The sequence below is a fragment of the Streptomyces sp. NPDC039736 genome (assembly GCF_055596485.1).
Genome location: NZ_JBVIUQ010000003.1, coordinates 284,434 through 305,066, shown reverse-complemented (window position 1 = coordinate 305,066; position 20,633 = coordinate 284,434). Strand labels below are relative to the sequence as shown.

Annotated in this window: 23 protein-coding genes and 7 pseudogenes; 15 read left to right on the top strand and 15 right to left on the bottom strand. The window is 70.7% G+C overall.

The features are described 5' to 3' along the window. Window positions 1-579 precede the first annotated feature (579 nt). Complete coding sequence (locus tag ACZ56L_RS10790; RefSeq protein ID WP_471063193.1) at window positions 580-1,287, top strand: hypothetical protein; 708 nt, start codon at window positions 580-582, stop codon at window positions 1,285-1,287. A 142-nt stretch (window positions 1,288-1,429) separates the two neighbouring features. On the opposite strand, the gene ACZ56L_RS10785 is transcribed toward ACZ56L_RS10790, so the two are convergent. After that, the gene (locus ACZ56L_RS10785) at window positions 1,430-1,564 is read right to left on the bottom strand and encodes a hypothetical protein (RefSeq protein WP_401764066.1); all 135 of its coding nucleotides are present in this window, start codon (window positions 1,562-1,564) and stop codon (window positions 1,430-1,432) included. A gap of 136 nt (window positions 1,565-1,700) precedes the next feature. On the opposite strand from ACZ56L_RS10785, the gene ACZ56L_RS10780 reads away from it, so the two are divergent. Continuing rightward, on the top strand, window positions 1,701-1,823 hold the full coding sequence (locus tag ACZ56L_RS10780) for a hypothetical protein (protein ID WP_401764069.1): 123 nt from the start codon (window positions 1,701-1,703) through the stop codon (window positions 1,821-1,823). A gap of 64 nt (window positions 1,824-1,887) precedes the next feature. On the opposite strand, the gene ACZ56L_RS10775 is transcribed toward ACZ56L_RS10780, so the two are convergent. Next, window positions 1,888-2,439, bottom strand: coding sequence for a DUF1203 domain-containing protein (locus tag ACZ56L_RS10775; protein WP_401764072.1), 552 nt, complete (start codon window positions 2,437-2,439; stop codon window positions 1,888-1,890). Between the two features lie 565 nt (window positions 2,440-3,004). Between ACZ56L_RS10775 and ACZ56L_RS10770 the strand changes: the two genes are divergently transcribed. From ACZ56L_RS10770 to ACZ56L_RS10750, 5 genes are all read left to right on the top strand, one after another. Next, window positions 3,005-3,310: a hypothetical protein gene (locus tag ACZ56L_RS10770; RefSeq protein ID WP_471063190.1), complete on the top strand. Its 306-nt coding sequence runs from the start codon at window positions 3,005-3,007 to the stop codon at window positions 3,308-3,310. A gap of 8 nt (window positions 3,311-3,318) precedes the next feature. Beyond that, the gene (locus tag ACZ56L_RS10765) at window positions 3,319-3,660 is read left to right on the top strand and encodes an ArsR/SmtB family transcription factor (protein WP_471063188.1); all 342 of its coding nucleotides are present in this window, start codon (window positions 3,319-3,321) and stop codon (window positions 3,658-3,660) included. 3 nt (window positions 3,661-3,663) lie between these two features. Next, on the top strand, window positions 3,664-4,173 hold the full coding sequence (locus ACZ56L_RS10760; protein WP_471063186.1) for an SRPBCC family protein: 510 nt from the start codon (window positions 3,664-3,666) through the stop codon (window positions 4,171-4,173). Continuing rightward, the gene (locus tag ACZ56L_RS10755) at window positions 4,173-4,793 is read left to right on the top strand and encodes a dihydrofolate reductase family protein (protein WP_471063184.1); all 621 of its coding nucleotides are present in this window, start codon (window positions 4,173-4,175) and stop codon (window positions 4,791-4,793) included. Before ACZ56L_RS10760 ends, ACZ56L_RS10755 begins: the two co-directional genes overlap by 1 nt. A 158-nt stretch (window positions 4,794-4,951) precedes the next feature. Beyond that, entirely contained in the window at window positions 4,952-5,518 is a 567-nt protein-coding gene (locus ACZ56L_RS10750; RefSeq protein ID WP_471063182.1) for a GNAT family N-acetyltransferase, read from the top strand. 327 nt (window positions 5,519-5,845) lie between these two features. Here the strand turns inward: ACZ56L_RS10750 and ACZ56L_RS10745 are convergent, their stop codons facing one another. Continuing rightward, a complete protein-coding gene (locus ACZ56L_RS10745) occupies window positions 5,846-6,718 on the bottom strand; it encodes an LLM class flavin-dependent oxidoreductase (RefSeq protein ID WP_471063181.1) in 873 nt (290 codons plus the stop codon). 83 nt (window positions 6,719-6,801) lie between these two features. On the opposite strand from ACZ56L_RS10745, the pseudogene ACZ56L_RS10740 reads away from it, so the two are divergent. The 4 genes and pseudogenes from ACZ56L_RS10740 to ACZ56L_RS10725 all read left to right on the top strand — a co-directional run. Then, window positions 6,802-6,918: pseudogene (locus ACZ56L_RS10740) on the top strand (HU family DNA-binding protein); the annotation flags it as partial. Beyond that, window positions 6,917-7,372: a SidA/IucD/PvdA family monooxygenase gene (locus ACZ56L_RS10735; protein WP_468685600.1), complete on the top strand. Its 456-nt coding sequence runs from the start codon at window positions 6,917-6,919 to the stop codon at window positions 7,370-7,372. The pseudogene ACZ56L_RS10740 and the gene ACZ56L_RS10735, both read left to right, overlap by 2 nt. 89 nt (window positions 7,373-7,461) lie before the next feature. Continuing rightward, a complete protein-coding gene (locus ACZ56L_RS10730; RefSeq protein WP_345220017.1) occupies window positions 7,462-7,842 on the top strand; it encodes a BlaI/MecI/CopY family transcriptional regulator in 381 nt (126 codons plus the stop codon). A 7-nt stretch (window positions 7,843-7,849) separates the two neighbouring features. Continuing rightward, window positions 7,850-8,785 (top strand): M56 family metallopeptidase, encoded by a 936-nt coding sequence (locus tag ACZ56L_RS10725; protein WP_401762961.1) that lies wholly within the window; start codon window positions 7,850-7,852, stop codon window positions 8,783-8,785. Between the two features lie 70 nt (window positions 8,786-8,855). Here ACZ56L_RS10725 and ACZ56L_RS10720 read toward each other — a convergent pair. From ACZ56L_RS10720 to ACZ56L_RS10705, 4 genes and pseudogenes are all read right to left on the bottom strand, one after another. Continuing rightward, window positions 8,856-9,151 (bottom strand): annotated as a pseudogene (locus ACZ56L_RS10720) (hypothetical protein); the annotation flags it as partial. A 54-nt stretch (window positions 9,152-9,205) separates the two neighbouring features. Beyond that, window positions 9,206-9,661, bottom strand: a complete 456-nt coding sequence (locus ACZ56L_RS10715) for a tellurite resistance TerB family protein (protein ID WP_345220015.1) — start codon at window positions 9,659-9,661, stop codon at window positions 9,206-9,208. Window positions 9,662-9,728: 67 nt separating this feature from the next. Beyond that, the gene (locus ACZ56L_RS10710; RefSeq protein WP_471063178.1) at window positions 9,729-10,727 is read right to left on the bottom strand and encodes a sporulation protein; all 999 of its coding nucleotides are present in this window, start codon (window positions 10,725-10,727) and stop codon (window positions 9,729-9,731) included. A 97-nt stretch (window positions 10,728-10,824) separates the two neighbouring features. After that, window positions 10,825-11,043, bottom strand: coding sequence for a hypothetical protein (locus ACZ56L_RS10705; protein WP_471063177.1), 219 nt, complete (start codon window positions 11,041-11,043; stop codon window positions 10,825-10,827). A gap of 288 nt (window positions 11,044-11,331) precedes the next feature. Here ACZ56L_RS10705 and ACZ56L_RS10700 point away from each other — a divergent pair. Continuing rightward, window positions 11,332-11,471, top strand: a pseudogene (locus ACZ56L_RS10700) (CBS domain-containing protein); the annotation flags it as partial. Window positions 11,472-11,753: 282 nt separating this feature from the next. Here ACZ56L_RS10700 and ACZ56L_RS10695 read toward each other — a convergent pair. Then, entirely contained in the window at window positions 11,754-12,449 is a 696-nt protein-coding gene (locus tag ACZ56L_RS10695) for a GntR family transcriptional regulator (protein WP_471063175.1), read from the bottom strand. Window positions 12,450-12,516: 67 nt separating this feature from the next. Here ACZ56L_RS10695 and ACZ56L_RS10690 point away from each other — a divergent pair. Both ACZ56L_RS10690 and ACZ56L_RS10685 read left to right on the top strand, forming a co-directional pair. Beyond that, a pseudogene (locus ACZ56L_RS10690) lies at window positions 12,517-13,026 on the top strand (transposase family protein); the annotation flags it as partial. A 539-nt stretch (window positions 13,027-13,565) separates the two neighbouring features. Then, window positions 13,566-14,063, top strand: coding sequence for a hypothetical protein (locus ACZ56L_RS10685; RefSeq protein ID WP_468685587.1), 498 nt, complete (start codon window positions 13,566-13,568; stop codon window positions 14,061-14,063). A 130-nt stretch (window positions 14,064-14,193) separates the two neighbouring features. Here the strand turns inward: ACZ56L_RS10685 and ACZ56L_RS10680 are convergent, their stop codons facing one another. Both ACZ56L_RS10680 and ACZ56L_RS10675 read right to left on the bottom strand, forming a co-directional pair. Beyond that, on the bottom strand, window positions 14,194-14,415 hold the full coding sequence (locus ACZ56L_RS10680; RefSeq protein WP_401763007.1) for a hypothetical protein: 222 nt from the start codon (window positions 14,413-14,415) through the stop codon (window positions 14,194-14,196). A 61-nt stretch (window positions 14,416-14,476) separates the two neighbouring features. Beyond that, window positions 14,477-14,824: pseudogene (locus ACZ56L_RS10675) on the bottom strand (transposase family protein); the annotation flags it as partial. Here ACZ56L_RS10675 and ACZ56L_RS10670 point away from each other — a divergent pair. After that, a pseudogene (locus ACZ56L_RS10670) lies at window positions 14,825-15,004 on the top strand (hypothetical protein); the annotation flags it as partial. On the opposite strand, the pseudogene ACZ56L_RS10665 reads toward ACZ56L_RS10670, so the two are convergent. The 5 genes and pseudogenes from ACZ56L_RS10665 to ACZ56L_RS10645 all read right to left on the bottom strand — a co-directional run. Next, window positions 14,959-15,173 (bottom strand): annotated as a pseudogene (locus ACZ56L_RS10665) (aldehyde dehydrogenase (NADP(+))); the annotation flags it as partial. The pseudogenes ACZ56L_RS10670 and ACZ56L_RS10665 overlap by 46 nt on opposite strands. 48 nt (window positions 15,174-15,221) lie before the next feature. Next, window positions 15,222-16,037: a hypothetical protein gene (locus ACZ56L_RS10660; RefSeq protein WP_471063174.1), complete on the bottom strand. Its 816-nt coding sequence runs from the start codon at window positions 16,035-16,037 to the stop codon at window positions 15,222-15,224. Further along, window positions 16,034-16,564 (bottom strand): SigE family RNA polymerase sigma factor, encoded by a 531-nt coding sequence (locus ACZ56L_RS10655; RefSeq protein ID WP_345220008.1) that lies wholly within the window; start codon window positions 16,562-16,564, stop codon window positions 16,034-16,036. Before ACZ56L_RS10655 ends, ACZ56L_RS10660 begins: the two co-directional genes overlap by 4 nt. A 135-nt stretch (window positions 16,565-16,699) precedes the next feature. Beyond that, the gene (locus tag ACZ56L_RS10650) at window positions 16,700-17,698 is read right to left on the bottom strand and encodes an expansin EXLX1 family cellulose-binding protein (RefSeq protein WP_471063172.1); all 999 of its coding nucleotides are present in this window, start codon (window positions 17,696-17,698) and stop codon (window positions 16,700-16,702) included. Window positions 17,699-17,907: 209 nt separating this feature from the next. Continuing rightward, window positions 17,908-20,550 (bottom strand): RICIN domain-containing protein, encoded by a 2,643-nt coding sequence (locus ACZ56L_RS10645; protein ID WP_471063819.1) that lies wholly within the window; start codon window positions 20,548-20,550, stop codon window positions 17,908-17,910. Between the last annotated feature and the right edge of the window lie 83 nt (window positions 20,551-20,633).

The window sequence follows — 20,633 nt, the reverse complement described above, 5'->3', positions numbered from 1 at the left end:
CCGCGAATACGGGACGGTCACGGGAGCCCCATGGGCCTCCCGGTGCGTGGTCAAGAAAGAGTCAAGCGGCGCGTGCGGCCCTCCGCCGCCCGAGAACGCGACGGCCCCGACGGCCCGCCGCGAGCCGTGCCCCGGCCCGCGGTGCGGCTCCAGCCCCGACCCGGCTCCGGCGGGAACCGCGCCGCACACCCTCCGCCCGCCCTCCGCTCGTCCTTCGCCCGCCCTCGGCCCATGAGCGGTCACGGCGCATCCAGCCCACCGCCGACGGACGCGTCCTGGTGGGCCGCATGTCGAATGCCACCGCAGCACCCGGGCGGTGGCATTTCCCCGGCGAATCCGTCGAACTGGTGGTGCGGCGCGACGGACGTGAGCCGACGGGCCCGGGCGCGGCGATCGGCGTGCTGGTCACCGCGCGGGCCTGGGAGCTCCCGGCCGCCGGCGCTTCCCTGCGCGAGCGCTGGGCGGCGGCCGCTCCCGATCCCCTCAACCACGACCTGGGCTGGTCGGCGCGTTTCCATCCCGAGCACGGGCGCACCGTGCTGCTGATGCACGACAACGACATCTCCCCCTGCACAGCCAGTGGGGGATGCCGAACTGCTGTTCCGGGCGGGCGGCTACTGGCGGGACGGCACCGCCTGGTACCGGCCGGCCCAGATCTGGGACCCGGTCGCGCAGCGGCACGAACGGCACCGGGCTCGCGCGGCTGCCACCGTCACCGCCGCCGACATGCTCGGCGGCCGCGCCGATGCCTCCCGCGCGTACGTCGGCAAGGTCACCGCCTTTGACCCCGAGGCCCCGGCACCGGACAACTGGCTCGACCACCTGGCCCTGGGGGCCGAGCGCCGCCAGGAGCGGGACGAGGCGCAGCCCGACGGGGCCGCCGCCCCTGGAGCGGTGCGTGGTCGACGTCTCCAGCATCGAGCTGACCGGAGCCCAGTTGCTGGGGGGCCGAAGATGGCGGAGCTCGGCGGCAACACCGCCTCGACGCTGCGCGCCTGCATCTCGCGCGGCAACAGTGAAGTCCCCCAGCCGCAGACCGCCGTCGGCGGCCGCGACCAGTGGTCGCGCGCGGTCGCCGAGGACTGGGTCGAGGCCCGCCAACGCTCCCACGAGGGCATCAGGGCAACCATGTCCGCCGGCGACCGTGACAACCTCTCGCCCGGCGCGGCCGAGGTGCGCGACCGGTTCGCCGCCGATTCGCTCGCCCGGGACGTCGCCGTCAGTCTCGACCGGATCCCGCCCACCGACGTCCTCGGGCCCGGCGTCGAGGGCACGGTCCCTGAGTGACTCCACCGAGGCCATCGGCCTGCACGCGCGCGTCGAGGCCCGGATGAAGGGGGAGCGGGGCAGCGACTGGTGGCACCTGGGCCTCACCGTCCCGGTGGCGAAGATGCTCGACTTGTCCGTCGAGTGCCATAGGTACAGGCGGTCAGCCATGCAGGGTCTTCCGTTCCCGGCCGGCACCGGCCTGCACGACGCGCGCCCAGTCGGCGAGTCGGGTGGCCAGGCGGTGGGTGTCGCCTGTTGTTGAACGGTTCGGACCCTGGCACCATGTCGTGGTCATGGCGAGAAGACTTCCTTTTCCGGTCCCGGTCCTCACCGTCGACACCCCCCTGCGGACAGACCGCCCCGTAACTTCCAGCTGGGTCGTTTGGGGCGACGAGCAGGTTTTCCCCGGCGAAGCGTTCTCTTCTCTGAGCGTGAACGCGAACGAGGTCGGGGCCGACGAGGTCGTCGGCGCACGTCTGACAACCTTCCAGAAAGGGAGGGATCCTGGCTCCTTCTACCTGGTGGCCTACGGAACCGCGATCTCGTACGGGTAGGTCAAGTAGGCGGACAAGGCGATGGAGGTCAGGACCGGGGCATGGAGTTCGGGAAGAGCTACGACTACCGGGCGGCGTTCTTCTGCTGGCTGCTGCCGGACCGCTCCTCGGCGGAGGGCCGTCGCAGCTCGAAGTGGAAGCATCCGTATTCCAGTGCCCTGACGTGTACGAGCACCACCTCCGGATCGTTGAACGCATCGTCGAAGGCTGCATCGAAGCCAGTCGTGGCGTCGGTGGGGATCTCCAGAAGGCGGCCACCTGCGATGTGGCCCCGGGCGTCATAGCGGCGCACGGTACGCAGGGCGCCCGGCCGGGCAAAGGGGTAGTCCTCGCCGGGGATGAACCCGCCGCAGTCATCGGCGTGGATGAAGACGGGGCCCTGTTCGTCGTACGCACCCGGATCTGCACCCTTCGCGGCGGCCCAGCGACGCAATGGAGCGTACGAGACGAGGGCGATCCGCTCACCGAGCGTGATGGGGCGCAGGCAGCAGCGCAGCGGGGAGCCCACGTCGTCGCCGGTCGCGGTGTACGGGGCGCAGGGACGGCCCGCATCGTCGACAACCCGCAGTTCCTTCATGACAGCTGGGTCAACGGGGAGCACGGTGTATTTGGTCATGTGCCCATGCTGGATCGACGGATGGGCGGTTGCTGGCAGGAAACCGACGTCACGTTGGTGCGCGCCCACGCAGACGGCGGGCCGCAAACGTCACACCCGCTGAACGCAGTTCGCCTACGATCGCCAATCCCTTGGAATCGATCACCTGGGCCGCGGCTTACGCCGACTACTTCCCTGGGGCATCCTCTGCGGCGGGCCGGCGCTCCGAAGGGGGACGCCTCCGGCCGCAGCGAGCGCCGCCGCAGGCGTGGGGTGTCGGGTATGCCGGCTGACGGCCCTCCCCGGCCGGGTCAGCGGGCTCGGCAAGGCGACGGGACACGGGCAAAGAGGGCCTCTGACGGTTTATGCCCGGGGGTCGGCTGGCCGCCGGAACGGTGCAGCATACAAGAAGGTGGAAGGCGGGCCCCAGGGTGCCGTCCGCGCGCGGGGGCAGTACCTGGTGGCGCGTCCTCCCCGGGCCAGTGCTCAGGTGCCGTCCACGCGCACAGGGGGAGCCCCGCTTCCGGTGGTCATCAGAACTGGCCTTGCAGGTGCGTGTGCGGGTGAGGTCTGAGGGGCGCCGTCGATGCCGTACGTGCTGGACGCCGTCGGTCCAGTGCGCTGGGGAGAGGTTTTCGGGGGGCGGGCCGGCCATGAAGTGGGCGAGGTCGCGGTGGTGGGCGTAGTCGCCGTCACGGGTGGTTTCGCGGAGTCGGGCGAGGGCCGTGGCCGCTTGGTCCCGGTCGTCTTGGGCGGTGTGGTGGAAGGCGAGGGTGAGGTCCAGGACGAGGTCGGCGTACGTCGTGAAGCCCCGGTCGGGTTCGGGCACATGCGTCCAGACCGCTGGCATCTCAGCCCCGAGCGCTTGACGCATGCCGATATGGGAATATGATTTTGTCCATGTCACGAGCAGCGACGACATCGGACGTCTTCAACGCCATCGCCGAGCCTCAGCGCCGGGAAATCCTGGTGCTGCTGCGGGCGGGTGAGCTTTCGGTGACGGAGGTGGCTCAGGGGTTGGGGACGACCCAGCCGGGGGCGTCCAAACACCTGCGGGTGCTCCGGGAGGTCGGGCTGGTGCGCGACCGCAAGGCGGGCAAGCAGCGCCTGTACGGCCTTGACGCCGGCGGGCTGCGGTCCGTCCATGAGTGGACCGGCGGTTTCGAGCAGTTCTGGAACGAGAGCTTCGACCGACTGGACGCCTACGTGCAGGACCTGAAGCAGACACGGAAAGCGGAGTAGCCGATGAGCACGAGAGAACGAGGAACGCCGACGCGGTCGGCGACAGCCGACCGGGAGACTGTCATCTCCCGGATCATCGACGCCCCACGGGAGCTGGTGTTCGAGGCGTTCACCGATGTCCGGCACCTGTCGCGGTGGTGGGGGCCGGAAGGGTTCACCACCACCACGCAGGCATTCGAGTTTCGCGTCGGCGGCGAGTGGGACTTCGTGATGCACGGACCGGACGGGACGGACTACCAGGAGTGGATCACCTGGACCGAGATCGTCCCGTCGGAACGGATCGCGATGCTCCACGGTGAGACCCGCGACGACCCGAACGCCTTCGAGTCGGTCCTGACGTTCGAGGCCGACAGCACGGCGACCCGGATCGAGATGCACACCGTGTTCCCCACCAAGAAGCAGCGTGACGAGGCGGTCGGGAAGTACCACGCGATCGAGGCCGGCCGGCAGACCCTGAGCAACCTCGCTGCTTATGTCACCGAGAACATTCAGAAGGGAGCTGAGGACGGCTGATGGCCGGGAAGGTGTTCTTCAGCGTGTCGATGTCGCTGGACGGTTTCATAGCGCCCGATTCTCCCGAGGAGCTGATGGGGCAGCAGTGGATGGAACTGCAGCGGTGGGTATTTCCGCAGCGGTTCTTCCGGGAAAACCTGAAGCTCGGCGAAGGCGGCGAGGAGGGGCGCGACAACGACATCGTGCGGGAGGCATTCGAGCGCACCGGCGCGAGTGTGATGGGCAAGCGCATGTTCGACGCCGGCGAGAAGATGTGGCCGGAAGAGGCGCCGTTCCACACCTCGGTCTTCGTGGTGACGCACGAGAAGCGTGCCCCCTGGAAGCGGCCGGGCGGGACCACCTTCCACTTCGTCAACGATGGCATCGGGGCCGCGCTCGACCGGGCCCGCGAGGCCGCCGGCGACCGCGACGTCCGCATCGCGGGCGGCGGCGCGACGATCCTGGAGTACATGAACGCGGGCCTGGTCGACGAGTTCTCGATCGCACTGTCACCGGTGCTGTTCGGCTCCGGAATCCGCCTGTTCGAGGGCGTGGACGCGGGCCGCGTGGCCCTGGAGGCGGTCCGCACGGAGCCCTCCCCGAAGGTGACGCACCTGACCTACACCGTCCGTGCGCGGTAACGGTCCCGAACTCGGCGCTCTCCCGCGGACAAGCCGGTTCACCCTGGCGGCGGCCGGCGACGCGTGCTCCTCTACGGGCGGGGAGTTGGCCCAGGGCGAATCGATGCCGAGCGCACGAGTGGCCAACTGAAGCACTCAACGAGACCTGGGGTGATGGGGTGAGCGACGGTCCCGTGATACTGCGTCCAGTGGTCGAGGAGGACTTGTCGGTGCTTGAGCGGTTCCTGACAGATCCGGAGGCGACCGGGCCGTTCCAATGGCTGGGCTGGTCGGATCCGGGGCGCTGGCGACGCCGCTGGGCGCAGGACGGCCTGCTGAACGATGACGGCGGCCAGCTGATGGTGACGACTGGCACCGACCGGCACGGTTTCGTGGCATGGCGGAAGGTCATGACCTCGCGGAGTTCGTACTGCTGGAACATCGGAGCCCAGTTGCTGCCGGACGGCCGGGGACGTGGTGTCGGCACGCAGGCTCAGCGGTTGCTGGTGCGCTATCTGTTCGCGCACACTCCTGTGGTCAGACTCGAGGCGGACACCGAGACGGAGAACATCGCCGAGCAGCGCGCACTGGAGAAGTCCGGCTTCACCCGTGAGGGCGTGCTGCGCAGCACCGTGTTCCGGGACGGGCAGTGGCGCGACGTGGTGCGCTACAGCGTGCTCCGCGCCGAAATCGCCTCGGATGAGGCTCTGGAAGAACCCCGCACCACAGGCGGGCAACTGGCCTGAACCGGGGCCGGCCGAGCACCCCAGAGGCGAGGCGCCGCCGGTGACAGCAACCCCGGTGAGGTAGCGCCACCGGGCGACGACCTGCTGTCCGGCACCCAGAGGCCGGTGGGGTCGCTCACTCAGCGGAGTGTGCCGCAGGGGGAACTGCCCGAGCCCTGCAGGGCGGTGCGGTACGAGGCACCGAGCCGCAGTGATCAGCGGCGAGGCCCGTATGCCCAGGGGTGTGGTGCGGACGGTCGTGCTGCCCGGTCGGGCCCGTGGCAGTCCTCGGCGAAGCCGGTGCGGAGCGAGGAGAGCCCGTTGGCCTGTGTGTCGGCGCAGGGCGGGTCAGCGCCGGGCGGTCTCCAGGACCGCTTCCAGCTGCCGCAGCGGCTCGGCGCCGACGAACCGGAGGACGACGGTGTCGGCGCCCGACTCCCGCAGCGCGTCGATCCGTGCCGCGGCCCCGGCGGCGTCGCCGGAGACGGTGAAGACCTCCTCCTGCGGGCGGCCCAGCCAGGTGCCGTGCCCCTCGGTGTGCGGGTGCAGGGTCCGCGCGACCTCCTCGGGGTCGTCGCCGACGCAGGCGAACGCGAACACGTTCAGCGTGTGGTCGTCCCCCGCGCCGCCCTTGGCCAGCAGCGCCCGGATGTGCTCCAGGTCCCGCGGCCCGTGGCCCTCGGCGATCAGCGTGCCGTCCGCGACCCGCCCGGACAGCTCCAGCGAGCGCGGCCGTACCACCCCCGCCACCAGCGGCGGCGGCTCGGCGGGCGGATGCACCAGCTCGATGCCGTCGATCCGCACCTCCCGCCCCTCCACCGTGACCCGCTCCCCGTGCAGCAGCGCCCGCACCGCGGTGACCGTCTCCTCCAGCAGGGCCAGCGGAGAGCGCGGCGCCACCCCGGCCTGCTCCATCCACTCCCGTACGCCATGACCGATCCCGGCCACCAGGCGGCCGGGGAATACCCGTGCCAGCGTGGCCAGTTCCATCGCCAGCAGGGCCGGGCTGCGCAACGGCGCCGGGGCAATCCCGATGCCCACCCGCAGCCGCTCACTCGCGCCCAGCGCCACGGCCGCCGCCGACACCCCGCCGTTCCAGCGCAGGTCCTCCACCACCCACAGGTCGTCCGCGCCGAGCGCCTCGGCCCGCCGCGCGAAGGCGGGCAACTCCTCGGGCAGCCAGTCGCGGTCGTACATCACACCGATCCGGAGATTCGTCATGCGACGGAACCTACGGCCCGACCGGAGAGGCGATCAACGGCTTTGCCGGTACGGGGCCGGCTGCCGACGAAGCCCTGGAAGCGGTGCTGGACACTCTGGTCCGGCGCGTCCTGAACGGCGACACCGCCTCCGTGACCGGGTTCGGCAGGCTCCAGGCGGTCCACGCCCCCGCGCGCCGCGCACGCAATCCGCAGACCGGTGAACGAGTCCTGGGCCCTGCAGGCAGAAGGATCGTGTTCCGCCCGGGCGCAGCGTTCACCGCGACGGCTCGCGGTGAACGCCCGTTCCCGAGGCCGTGCGCGGCGCCGTGCGCAAGAGCCCGAAGAGCGCGCAACGCCCGGCCCGCGTCGCGGGACCACACATGGCGCTCCTCCTCTCCTCGCAGCCAGCGCCGAGACCCTCGCCGAGATCCACAACCACCTCTACGAGACCACCGTCGGGCGGCCGGTCGACGCCGAACCGGTCGAGATCATCCCCGGCACGGCGATCGGATCCGCCACCGCCGACACGGCAGGGGCCGTCGAATTGCACTGCCGCCACACCGGCACCGACACGGTGAGGACGATCCGAACGGACGCGGTGGTGCTCGCCACCGGATGCCGCGCGGCCCGGCCCGCAGCCCTCGACCCGATCGCCGACCTGAGCGATCAGTGAATCTACAAGACTGTAGAGAAGCTGTGGGTGCTGGATACGATGAACGGCCCCTTCGAATTGTTCGGGGTGTTCCGACGGAGGGAGACGGGGTGGGAGGGCAAGGGCGTGCTCGGCGTGGTCAGGGTGAGCTGGAGGCGCAGGTGCTCGGTGCGCTGCGTGCGGCTGAGGGCCCTGTGGACACCGCTTGGGTGCAGGAGCGGGTGGGTGGCGATCTGGCGTACACGACCGTAATCACGATCTTGACGCGGCTGCTGGCCAAGGGAGCGGTGGTCCGGGAGAAGTCCGGGCGGGCGTTCGTGTGGTCCCCGGTCGCCGATGAGGCGGATCTGGCGGCGTTGCGGATGCGACGGCTGCTGGATCAGGAGAGGGACCGGGAGGCGGTGCTGGCGAGTTTTGTGACGTCGCTTCCTGCGGGGGACGAGCGGTTGCTGCGGGAGCTGCTGGAATGCGCCCGAGATCCGGAGGACTGACGCGGTCATGGGGGTTTTCGTCTTTCTGCCGCTGGTGTTGCCGTTGACGGCGTGGCCGGTGGCGAGGCTCGCTGAGCAGCGTCTGCATCCGCGGACCGCCACGGTGCTGCTGTCGGTGGTGGCCGGGGTGCTGGCGGTGTGCAGCATGGTGTGCCTGGCGCTGTTGATGGTGGTGGGGACCGCACAGCTGCCGGGCAATCCACTGCCCGATGGCTGGTCGGATGAGGAGGTGCGTGAGGCGGTCCCGTACGACGAGGTTGCCGGCCTCCTGGCCATCCCGGCGCTGGGAGCCGTGGTGGCAGCGTGCTGCCGCACGCTGTGGGTGCATCTGCGGGTGCGGCGCCGGGCGGAAAGAGCTGTGGCCGGCCTGCCGACGTCTGTGGTCGTGCTGCCGGACGCCGGACCGTACGCCTACGCGCTTCCTGGCCGACGGGGCAGGGCGGGCCGGGTGGTGGTGTCGACGTCGATGCTCTCGTGCCTGGAAAGCGCTGAGAGGCGGGCCCTGTTCGCACACGAGCGCGCCCACCTCGCGGGCCGGCACCACCGTTTTCTACTTGCCGTGCAGTTGGCGGCCCGGGCCAACCCGTTCCTTCGGCCGCTGCGCACCGCGGTGACCTTCACGGCGGAGCGCTGGGCGGACGAGGAAGCGGCCAGCACGATCGGCAGCCGCTGGGTGACAGCCCGCGCGATCGGCAAGGCGGCCCTGGTCTCCCAGGGCGCTCCCGCGGTGACGCCGGCCCACTTCGCGCAGGCGGGACCGGTGCCCCGGCGGGTGGGCGCGCTGCTGGAGCCGGCCCCGGCGGTGCGCAGGTGGCCGTCGGTGTTCACCGCGGTGGGCCTGGCGGCGTGGACTGCCGCGGCGGGCACCACCCTTTCGGCGCTGTCATCGGCGAACGCGACGGTGACGCTGTTCTTCGTGCTCAAGGCCGCCACCCCGCTGTAGTCAGGAGCAAAGACGCCTCGGCCGCCCGGCCGGATGCCGGGCGGCCGAGGCGGGTCGCGTTTGTGGGTCGGCGGCGGCCCTTGAGGCGTTCGACGGCGGCGACGCCTGCTGCGGCGAACGCGATCCGGACGGCCAGTTCGATCCAGTCGATGCCTTGGTGTCGGAGACGCCCACGCCGGCGGCGATCGCGGTGCCGGCCAGGGCGGCGACGATTCCGACACCGATGGTCCACGGGATGCCGGTGCGCTGGCGGCCGGGCAGGGGCGGCCGGCCGAGCACTCCGACGATGGCGCCGATGATGATGGCGGTGATGATGCCGGAGACCTCCGTGCTGTCCCTTCCTCGAAGCGCTCCGCTGCTTCTGATGCCCGCCCGCCCCGTCCTCGCGCACGGTGCACACCGACGGGAGGGGTGCCTGCCCTACAGGTCGAATTCGTGGGGCGGCAGGCCGAGGGTGAAACACGCCTCGCGGACCACGGCCTGCTCGGACTTGTCGAAGTCGCCGTCGGCGCCGCCGATGACGATGCCGATCTGGACAACGGCGCGGGCCTCGGCGGCCTTCTTCTTGGCCTTGGCGATCTCCTGCAGCACGCTGACCTTGCCGAAGTCGAAGTCGGCCGTCAGCTTGGCCAGGTTGTCCTCGAAGCGGCGCCGCAGGTCATCGGCGTCGAAGTTGCCCAGCACCTCGTTAGTGGCGATCAGCTGCGCCACGCGCCGGCGCTCGGCCGGGTCGATGGTGCCGTCGGCGGCCGCCACGAGCGCGCACATCGCCATGGACGCGTCCCGGAACGCGCCGGACTTCAGGTCGTTCTTCTTCGCCGTCAGCTGGGTCTGCATCGTCGATGCCGATTCCCGGATGCGGTCCCACAGGGCCACGGGGTAACTCCTTCGTTGAGCGGTGTGCGGGCCGGGGCAGCCCGGCCCGCGCCTGTAAGGGGGTGGGTCAGGCCTCGTCGTCGCCCTCGTCGTCGCCCTCGAAGAAGTCACCGACCTCGTCGACGACTTCGGCGGCGACGAGGCCGCCGGCCACGCCGACAGCAAGGCCCGCAGCGCCCGCGGCGACGGCCGTTCCCATGCCGGGCCCGGAACGGTGACCGCCGTGGCCGTCGTGAGAGTAATGGGCGCCGTGCGGGTCTGCGTGCCCGTAGGGTGCGGGGGCGCTGTGGTGGCCGTGGCTGGCGACCATCTGGCGGAGCCAGGCGTCGACGACGGTGTTCCAGTCGCGCTGGTCGACACCGTCGTGGCTGACGACGTGCCGGTTGACGACATCATGGCCCGAAGAGAAGAGCCCGCCGGGCTTGTCGGCCTCCAGAACGACTTCCATTCCGCCGGGGTGGGCCAGGAAGGTGACCTCCAGCTCCCGCATGGCGTACGCGTACTGCGGGGCGGGTGCGAGTTCGATCTCCTGGTAGAACGGCAGCTGCTGGCCGGTGCCGCGGATGTGGCCGTACTCCAGGTCGGCCGTCTTGAAGCCGAAGCCGAGCTGGCCGAGGGCTTCGAGGACCGCCTCCTGCACGGGCAGCGGGGCAACGGCGAGCGGGTCGAGGTCGCCCTTGTCCTTCGCGCCAGCCACCGCCAGCTCCGTGCGTACGCCGAGCACGATGCCCAGCGCCTGCCCGTACAGCTCCGTGATCGGCGTCTCCCACGGCAGCGCCAGGCCGAACGGCACACTGCGCTGCTCACCGGCGGCCAGGCGGAAGCCGCCGCCGACGGTGAACCGGCCGAAGGCCGCCACGCCCTCGGTCTCTCCGCCGTCGTGTTCTGCCTCCACCCGGGCGACCAGTTCCAGGGTGATCTGCTCGATGTCGAAGGCGGCGCTGCCGCCCTTCAGATGCACCTGGCCGGTCAGGCTGGAGCCGGGCCGAACCGCACCCGGGTCGAGGACCGTGTCCACGGTGGGGCCGCCCACGCCGAGCGAGCCGAGCAACTTCTTGAACACCATCGCGGCGTTCACTCCTTCATGTACGGGATCTGCCGGCGCGGCGCCGCGGAACCTCTGCTCGAGGCACGGACGGCACCGCGCGGCCAGAGGATGGTGACTACTTCGCCGAGTCCAGCGCGGCCAGCGCCTGGGCCCAACGGACGTACTTCAGCTCGGCGAGCTCGGCGACGGTGGTGACACCGAACGCCTCCTCCAGCAGCTCGCCGTCACGGTCGGACACCCCCTTCAGTGCCGCGACGGGGGCGGCGAGGATCTCGGACAGCGGCTTGTCCGCCCACGCCTTGTCCAGCACCTTGTCCAGATCGATCGAAGCCACGTATGCCCTCCCAGGCCAACAGCGAGTCAAACCAGCGGTGCGCGGCCGTGCGGCCACCGCCGAAAGCGGCGGCTGCATGTGTGCACCCAGGGGCGGCAGGAAGTATCCCAATCGCCCCCCGTATTTTCTACACGACTGTAGAAGCATAGGGCCGGGCCGGCGAGTCACGAGACACTCCGGAGCCATGAGGGCGTTAAAAGTCCGGAAACATACCGTGACCAGCAGTCCCTCAGGCGGCTTTACCGTTCCTTCACTATGGGTGAGGGAAACTCCCCTCTCCCCTGAAGCACCCCGCTCGACGACGCCCTCACCGTCATGCGGGCAGCCGGCACCCATCTCGCCGCCGTCACCGGCGATAAAGGCGCCGTCATCGGGTTCGTGCCATGGAAGACGTCCTGTCCGAGCCGGTCGGCCCCATGGCCGTTTGATCGCCGCCGCCCCCCGAAGCCGGCCCTTGACGCCGAGGTGTCATCGACGGGCTGGGGCGGGCCGGGTTAGAACGGCTGCGGGCTCGTGCGACCGCACGCCTCTGCCCTGCCACCGCGGCATCATCGCCGACAATCCCGTGCCGCCGAATGCCCACGTCGAGGGCCTCACCAGCCAGCCCGACCTATGGGGCGGCCCAGTCATCGACGAACGCCGCACACTCATCGCCCGCCTTCAACCCGCTGTCCCCGCGCCCTGAGCCACAGCGACTGCTTCCAGCACCGTCAACTCGCGCGCCGAAGGCATCCATAGCCGTTCGGCCCGCGAGTTGACGTTTTCGTCCATGGGCCATGAGGGCGCTGCGTGTTCTGGTCAGCTGGGCTGCGGGACGCTGTCACGAGTTTCCCGGGGCACCGCAGTCGCCAGGAAGCTGAGCGCTGGGATGCCGACGGGGTTGGTAGCGGTGCGGGTAATGCGCAGCAGCGGGACGCCTTTGGCCAGGTGGAGCCGGTCGGCTTCGGCGGGGGGTGGGCCTGTGGGCGCTGACGGCTTCGGCAATCCGGGTGCCGCGGGCGAGGGTGGCGGAGAGGAAGCTGGTGGCGAGCCGGTGCGGGGTGTGGGTGGCGGCGTCGCCCATGAGCCGCTCGCGGACGAGGACTTCCTGGGGCCCGCCGTCGGGAGGCGGAGGAGGGCGGCGATGTCACGGAGGGCGGGCGCCCGGGCGATGGTGGGGGTTCGAGAGCGGCCCACGGTTGTGCGGAGGCGTCGAAGCAGTAGCCGCGTTCGTCGCGGTGGACTTGGCGGCCGCGGGTCGGGCCCCGGTGGGGAGGCCAGGTGCGGACGACGGTTCCGCGGCGGCGGACGACGTCGACGAGCCCTTCGGCTTCGAGTGGGGCCAGGGCCTCGCGTGCGGTCCGCTTGGCGACGTTGTACTGAGCCTTTTCCAACCTGGCATGACTTACTGCGAGTTGGTTGCCCATGAAGAAAGATGAAGTTCCTGGTGGACGGTGTCTCGACCAAGATCTACCGTGCCGCCAGGAGCTTCGCGTGCTTGTCTGCCCGTCCTCGGTCAACCTGTCCACCCGCACTCTGCGGTACCTGACCGGCCAGCTCCGTCTTCGCGGGCGGGCGATCGGTGCCCGATGGCGGCGGCTGACGGCAGGCCGGCAGGCCCTCCTGGCCCCGGCCCGCCCGCGGTGCGGTGACACCTACGCCCAGCTCGCCGCTGGATTCGGCATCGGCATCGGCATTGCGACTGTCTACCGTTGCGTAAGCGAGGCCGTCCATGCTCTGGCCGAGCTCGCTCGGAGCGTCGCCGAGGCAATGAGGACAGCGAGTGCGAAGGCGTTCGTCATCCTGGACGGCACGCTGCCGCCGATCGACCGGATCGCCGCCGACACCCCGTACTGCTCCGGGAAGCACAAGCGCCACGGCATGAACGTGCAGGTCCTCACTGATCCGTTCGGAAGGCTGCTGTGGACCTCGCCCGCTTTGTCCGGCTCCACGCACGACCTGACGGCTACCCGTACGCACGGGATCCTCGACGCCCTGGCGGAAGGCGAGCCAGACCCGGATCGCCACACCGTGGCTGACCATCGCCACCGTCCGCGCACCACTGCGGGTCCTCGGCGACCCCGTGGGGCACCCTTTCCGCCGCATTGTGCGAGGGTGACGGCGGGATTCAGGTCAGTCACGGCCGACATGCCCGCGGTGTCTGCCCGTCCCTCGATGCACAGCCGGGGCGGACCATCTGTTGCTCACGGTTGATATGGGATTAGATTGGCTCAACAGCCTTGTGAATGAACCGAGTTCAGGTGCGTGGGAGTCCCGCGTCCTTCCTGAGCCAGAGGGAGCAGTGGATGAGCGGAGCGGCCCCGACCCCGCCGGGATCCGGAGTACCTCCCACCTCCCCGCCAGGTCGACCCCCCGTACCCGCTCCGGACCCCGGTCGTCCCGACGGAGATCCGCACCCCGCCCCGTCGCGACGACGTCTCACCGAATGGGCGGCACTGGTTTCCGCCGTCACCGCGGTTCTCGGCCTCCTCCTGGGATTCTTCGGCCTTCCCACGGTGGTGAACTCCCCCACCGCCAGAACCGTGACCGTCAAGGAGACGGTCACGGTCACGGCGCCTGCGCCGACCAGGGCCGGTGGGCAGGGCGCCGGGTCGACTGCGGGGACGGCGGACACGGGTGCGCCTTCGGCCCCCGTCGAGCCCATCCGCCAAAAGAACATTCACATGACCATCCGGTACTACCTGTCGTTCTCCTTGGATCCCGTCAAACCCCGCGAAGGAGAGGGTGACTTCAACTTCTTCGCTCTCGGTGACGGAGAAATCAACTCGAGCGGAGGCACAGTGGTGCGGCTGGACCCCGGTCAGCAGGGTTCATTGGACGTCTGCACTTCCGACACCCGGTACGTCAGCAGGCTGGAGGTCGCCGAACTGACCCCGGGCACTCAGCTCTGCGTCGTCAACAAGGGGAACGTGGCACTCATCGAGATACGCGGGCTTCCCGACGCCGCGGCTCCCAGTTCGTACCTCACCTTCGACGCCACCATCTGGCGGCAGGCCGTCCGTCCTGAACCGACAGGCTGAGCGCCCTTTCGTCCGGTCGGGGCTCAGTGAGCCTCCGCCAGCCTGAGGGCGCAGGTCAAAGGGCTGGTGCGACCGGCCTCTGGGGTATTTGTGCTGATCGTGAGCGGGAGTCCACGGAGAAGATCATCCGTCAGCGGTTGATTTCGAGGTTCGTCAAGACGGTCAGGGCACGCAGGAGGCGGGTGGCGCGGGCGGAATTGGTGCGGAGCTTGGTGATGGCCCGCCAGTTCCTGAGGTGGACGAAGCCGTGCTCGACCGGTACGAGTCCGATGGCGAGGACACGGTTGGCCTCCTTCTCGCCTCGATCGAGCAGGTGGGTACGAGTGGCGATGCAGCGGCGGGTGATCAGCAAACTCTCGCGGGAGTGCGAAGGCGTGGGTTGTATTCCGCGAAAGGGCCAAGGGCGGCCAACACAATGGCTTGAGCTGCCGGTGGGTGATGAGGCAGCAGGTCAGATCGAGGAAAACTTCGTGGATGTCTGCTCGGCGTTCCCGATGGGCGCGGAGTCGTCGGAAGCCGTGTAGTCAGGCGAAGGTCCGCTCCACCACCCACTGGTAGACACCAAGTCCGGTGCCGTGGCGGGTGCTTCGGTGTGCGACGGCTGCGAGGGCTGCGACGGCTGCGACGATGCCGCGGGCCCGGACCTGGTCGCGGTAGATGTCGTGGTCGTAGCCATGGTCGGCGAACAGCGCGTCCGGCCTGCGCGGTTGGGGGTCGAGGCGTCCGCGGACGGGCGGAATGGCGTCCAGCAGCGGCATGAGATCGCAGAGGGATTGCCCAATGCCGACATTGGTGCCCGCATCCATCCGGGCGCGGGCACCGTCAAGGACCACGTCAGCTCGATCCTCACCGAGCCGCGGGTCTCCAGCCGCGTCCAGGCGGCCCCGCTCGCCGAGTGGGAGGCGGAGTGGACGGCGACGACGCCGAGCGGAACCTTGTAGCGGCTCAGATCGGGGACGGGCGGGGTCGCGGAGGCGTCCGGGTGGCTGATGATGACGTCGAGGAAGGAACCCTCGTCGACGACGTTGCGAAGGACCTCAACTGACAGCATGTACCCGTGAGTTCACCGTTCAGCCGGGGTGCGCCCAGGGCGGTCTCGGCGTCGGCGGACGCCGCCTTCCCCGGTCGAGGGACGTATGTGCCCCGGGCGGCCGGCGGTCACGGCGCCGGTGCGAACCCTCCCCGGACCGAGACGGGGCCGTCCGAGGACCGGGCGTCGACGCGGTAGCTGTCGGCCGAGGCGTCGCGTGTGCCAGGGGCGTGGTTGTACTGGGCGGCGAAGGTGTGCTGCCAGGCCGGAACGGTGCGACCGGGTTTGAGGGTCCAGCGGTAGAGCAGTCCGCCGCCGGACTGCCGCACGGTGACGGTGAAGTCGTCGCTCGGCAGCGTGCGCCAGTTCCCGGTGTCCCGCACGCCGCCGGTCAAAGCGATGCGGAGTTCCACGGTGAGGGAGGTGAGCGGCTGGGTGGTGGTGAGAAGCAGGTTGCTCTGGGCCCAGTAGCGGGTGCTGTGGGAATCCACCGTGCCGTTCGACGACAGGGGGCCGCTCTGTGTGCGGGGGGCCGCCGACGAGGGGGGCGGGCCGGTGGGATGCGAACCGGTGGGGGGACGGGTGACGGGGGGAGCGGTGGCGGTGGAGTCGCGGGGAGGTGAGGGGGGCGGCGGAGTGGGGGTGGGGGCAGGGGTGGGGGAGACGGTGGTGGGAGAAGGAGGAGGGGCGGCCGGAGCGGTGGGGGCGCCGGGCGGCGGTGAGGTCTGGACGATCCCGGCGACGGCGAGCGTGCCGGTCGCCAGGATGCCGGCGGCGGCGAAGCCGGTGAGGGCGGCCTTGGGCCATGACCTCGCGATCGCCGGGGCGCGGTGCCGGACGGCGGGGCCGGACGCGCCGCGTTCCACCCGGGCCAGGATCTTCGCGCGGTCGGGCTGGTGGGCCTCGGCGGCCTCGCGCAGCCGCCGGTTGATGTCGTCGTTCACCGGTTCCTCCTCCCTGCCGTCAGTTCCCCGGCTGCTCGTGCGCCGAGCGTCCGTTCCAGCTCCGCCATCCCCTTGGAGGTCTGGCTCTTCACCGTACCGACCGATATGCCCAGTGCTGCCGCGGTGTCCTTCTCCGACAGGTCGAAGGCGTGCCGCAGCACCACGCATGCCCGCTTGCGGAACGGCAGCCGGTCGAGCGCTGCGCGTACGTCCAGCACGGACGCCACGTCAGGGCTCTCGGTCCGCTCCGGACTGCGGGACCAGAACAGGGCGACCCGGCGTCTTTCGCGCACCGCGCTGCGGATGCGTGCGCGCGCCATGTTGGCCACCACGCCACGGGCGTACGCCAACGGGTGATCGGCCTGACGGAGCCGGCCCCAGTGCTGCCAGAGGGCGACCAGCGCGTCCGCGGCGAGGTCGTCGGCCGCGTCCGTCTCGCCGGTGAGGAGATGGGCGAAACGGGCCAGTTCGGCGTAGTGGCGTTCGAAGAAGTCGTGGAACTCCGCGGACGCGTCGTCGAGGAGCATCTCCCTCGGTCGCCCTCTCCCTGCGTTTTGTGTGAAAAATACCGGCTTGAGCGTAACAACGGTCGCCCTCGGAGCTCCCCGGGACGGGCTCCGGGGACACGGCCGTGACCTCGAAGACCTTGGACGGGGGCACGGTCAGTGCCGGGCGAACTGGACGCGGGCCGGCTGGACGACGTCCGGTTTCACCGCGATCCCGTCGACGACCAGCCGCTGCCCGTAGATGTCGGTGATCCTGATCGACCCGCCGCATCCGCTGCCGCCGGGCGAGAGGAAGTAGTTGTACGCGGAGCGGGGCAGCCGCCGCCAGCCGCCCGCCGTACGGAATTCGAGCGTGGCCACCGGGTTGCGGTGACCGATCACCTGGACGGCACACCAGTGGGGGCTGGAACCCGTCTTGTACCGGAGGGACATCGGCCCGGCGGTGGCGGGGCTGAGCAGCTCCCAGGTGATCGGGATGCGGCCCACTTCGAGGTCGGCGAGTTCGGCGAAGGCCTGCCGGCTGAGATCGAGCTGTCCGGGCGCGCAGGGCAGCGGGCACTCGTTGACGATCCGTACCGTCAGGGAGGCTCCGCCTGCGGCGCGAATCCGGACGTACGCCCCGCAGGCCCTGGCCGACTCGTAGTCGGTGTGGTTCATCGCCGCGACCATGAGGTCGGGGGCCGGGCCGTACAGGCAGGCGCCGTTCCCGTCGGCCGCGTCGTAGGCGGTCGCGACGCCCCGGTAGCCGACCTCGGGCTTGATCCGTCCGGCCAGGGAACCGGTGGCGGCCACGGACCCGGCGGCGGCCGGGGGTGCGGCGGACGTCTTGCGTGGGCCGGGCCCGGTTGACGGCGTCGGGGTCGCGGTGGGCGGCGGAGTCGACGGGTCGGTGGACGGAGGCTTCGTCGGTACGTTCGTGGGGTCGGCCGTCATGGCCGGGGAACCGGTCAGGGGCGGGACGGTCACCGGGGCGACTGCGGCGGAGTCACCGGCGGGGTGCCCGGAGCCGTTCCCGTTCCCGGGGAGGAACGTGAGGAGCAGGCAGCCCAGAAGGGCGAGGGTGCCCAGAACCAGCGGAACGCCGAGGTCCGGTTTGCGTCCGTGTCTGCGCCGTGGCGGGGGAGTGCCGTGCTGCGTGGTCGTCCTCGGGCCCATCCGTGTGGTCCATCCGTTCGGTTCTTACGTGTCGGCTCTTACGTGTCGGCGTGGTGTTCTTCAGTGGCCGCCGGAGGCGGAAAGGTTGCCGCTTCGGCGCGGGGAGCGCAGAAATCACCGCGGGTTCCGCGGCTGCGGCAGTCGACCGGGACCGGAGCGGAACGGCGCGCGGCGTGCCGTTCCGCTCCTGGCCCCGCAGGGGGACGCGGTCAGGAGAGGTCGCCGTACACCACGCCGCGGCCGTAGCTGCCCACGTAGACCCGGCCGTACATGTCGGGGTCGCCGGAGATGACGCTGATGGAGCTGCCGCCGAACTGGTTGCGGTCGTCGTTGATCCGGACCCAGGCGCTGCCGCCGTCGTCGGACCGGAACAGCCCGGTGACGCCCTTCACCGTGCCGCTGAGGTACAGCGCCTGGTGGCGGGCCCCCGGGGCCGGCTTGCCGAAGCCGATGCCCGACGCCTTCTGCACGCCGCTCAGCCTGGTGAAGCCCGCCCCGCCGTCGGTGGAGTGCAGGAGACCGCCGCCCCCGGCACTGATCCACAGGTCACCGGCGGCGCCCGGGGCGGCCTTGAGGGGGCCGTTGCCCAGGCCGGTGGCCCGGCCGCCGAAGCTCCGGCCGCCGTCGGTGCTGGCGTACAGAGTGCCGCCGCTCAGGGCGTAGAAGGTGTGCGCGGCCGTACGGTCGGCCACCACGACCGTGTCCGCGGGAAGCCCCGTGACCGCCCTCCAGGTCGCGCCCCGGTCGGTCGAGTAGTGCGGGCGCTGCCCCTCGGCGGTCCAGATCAGGGTGGACCCGTCCGCCGCGACCGCCACGCTGCCGCCGCCCGCACCCTTCACCGGTACCCCGGCGAACGGGGCCCAGTGGGCTCCGCCGTCGGTCGAGTACGCGCCGTGCTGTTCGTGGCCGAGACCGACCCGCGCCATGAACGCGGGCTTCGACTGGGCGAAGTCGATGCCGGTGGTGTTGGTGAACAACGGTCCCGACAAAGCCTTGGCGGGAACCTTGGTCAGGTCCTCGTGCCGGAAGCCGCTGACATCGCCGAGCGCGCTGATCAGTGGCTGGCCGGGCGGCTTCATCAGCCCGAGGGTCGCGGTCTCCTCCACACCCTTGGCCGGAACCGTCCAGTGGGTCCTGCCGCCCCGGTCCGCCGCGGTCACGTCCTTGCTGCCCCAGATCCCCGACCCGGTGCCGTACAGCACGTGCCCGGAGTCGAAGGGGTCGATGGCCAATGCACCCATCCAGTGGCCGATGCCCTTGCCGACGTACGGCGCCGCGGAGTTGTCCCGCACCGAGGTGGCGCCGAGCGCCTTCCAGGAGGCACCGCCGTCGTTCGACCGGTACAGCTCGTCCGAGGGCCACCAACGGCCCAGCGTGGTGACCATCACCGTGGACGGGCGCCGCGGATCGACGGCCAGCCCGGCGAACCCGTAGTTGCCGCTGGACGGCGAGATGTTCTTCCACGCCCCGGTGGCCGGCGTGTGCTTCCACACCGAACCGCCCGTCACCCCGTTCGGGCCGGGCGTGTTGGTGTACGTCAGGTACAGCGAACCGTCACCGGAGAGCACCCCGTGGTGCGGCAACTCCCCCTTGGGCCGCCCCGGTACGGGCTGCCAGGTGCCGCCGTCGTCGGTGGAGCGGTACAGGGAGGTGCCCTTGTCGGCCACCCCGACGTAGAGGGTCTTGCTGCCGGACGGGCCGAAGGTCACGAAGGACAGGCCCACCCCGCTGCTCGCACCGTCCTTGACGGGGAAGCTCGCGACCCGGCTCCAGGTCACACCGAAGTCGGTGCTGCGCCAGAGCCCGTTCTTGCGGGTGCCCAGGTACAGCTTGCTGTGGTCGGAGGGGTCCACCACCAGCCGCTCGCCCATGGACCGGCCGTCCTCGTTCCCGCCCAGTTTGAACGGCAGGTTGGTGCGCTGGAACGTCCGGCCCTGGTCGGTGGAGCGCAGGATCGCGCCGTTGCCCGCCCAGCCGTTGGTGTAGTGGCCGCTCGCGAGGTACACGCGGTTCGGGTCGACGGGATCGGTCGCCAGGCTCTCGATGCCCAGCAGGTTCCAGTCGTCCCCGCCGATCCAGTCGGTCATCGAGGTCCACCGGCCCGCGGCCGCCTCCCAGCGGTAGGCGCCGCCGATGTCGGTCCGGGCGTACAGCAGGTCCTTGCGGGTGGGGTGGAAGACCAGCCCGGTGACGAATCCGCCGCCGACGATCTGCGCGTTGTTCCAGGTGTAGCCGCCCTGGGAAGCGGAGTCCTTCACCAGCTTCCACTGCTGGTTGGCGGTGTTCCGGTCGGTGAACTGGATGAGCGGCGCGCCCTCGTTGCGGGAGCCGCCCCGTACGTCCAGCACCAGGCCGGTCCTGCGGGAGACGAACTTCACCGCCCCGTCGCCCACTTCCTCCAGCTTCCACTGCTGCGCGGCGGAATCACGGTCGGTCTGCTGCTCCACGGCGGCACTCGCGTGGGTGGCATCGCCGTGTACGCCCAGGACCTTGCGGCTGGTGCGGTTCTCCAGCTCGTAGTAGCCGTCGCCCACCGACCGCAGCCGCCACTGCTGGCTTGCGGCACCGGCGACGCGGCCCGCCTGCCGTATCCGGACGCCGTCCGCGGTGGCTGCCCCGGACACGTCCAGCACCTTGTCGCTGCGTACGGAGACCAGGGCGTAGTACGCGCCGGGGTCCACCGCTGCGGCGTCCGCGTCGTCCTGCACGAAGAGCAGGTAGGGACCGAGCACACCGGTCACGCCCAGCGCCAGGCCCAAGGCCGTCCTGCGCCGGCGGTGGCGTCCACGGGCACGCCGCTCGGGAGCGGCCGCGTGGGCACGCCGCCGTCCGCCGTCGGCGCGGGGGTCCATCTCGTTCATGGGGGATCCTTGCTTCGTTCCGGGGGTCGCCTCCTCGTTGCCGCCGCCGCCGAAAAGGTTGCCGCCCGGTTCGG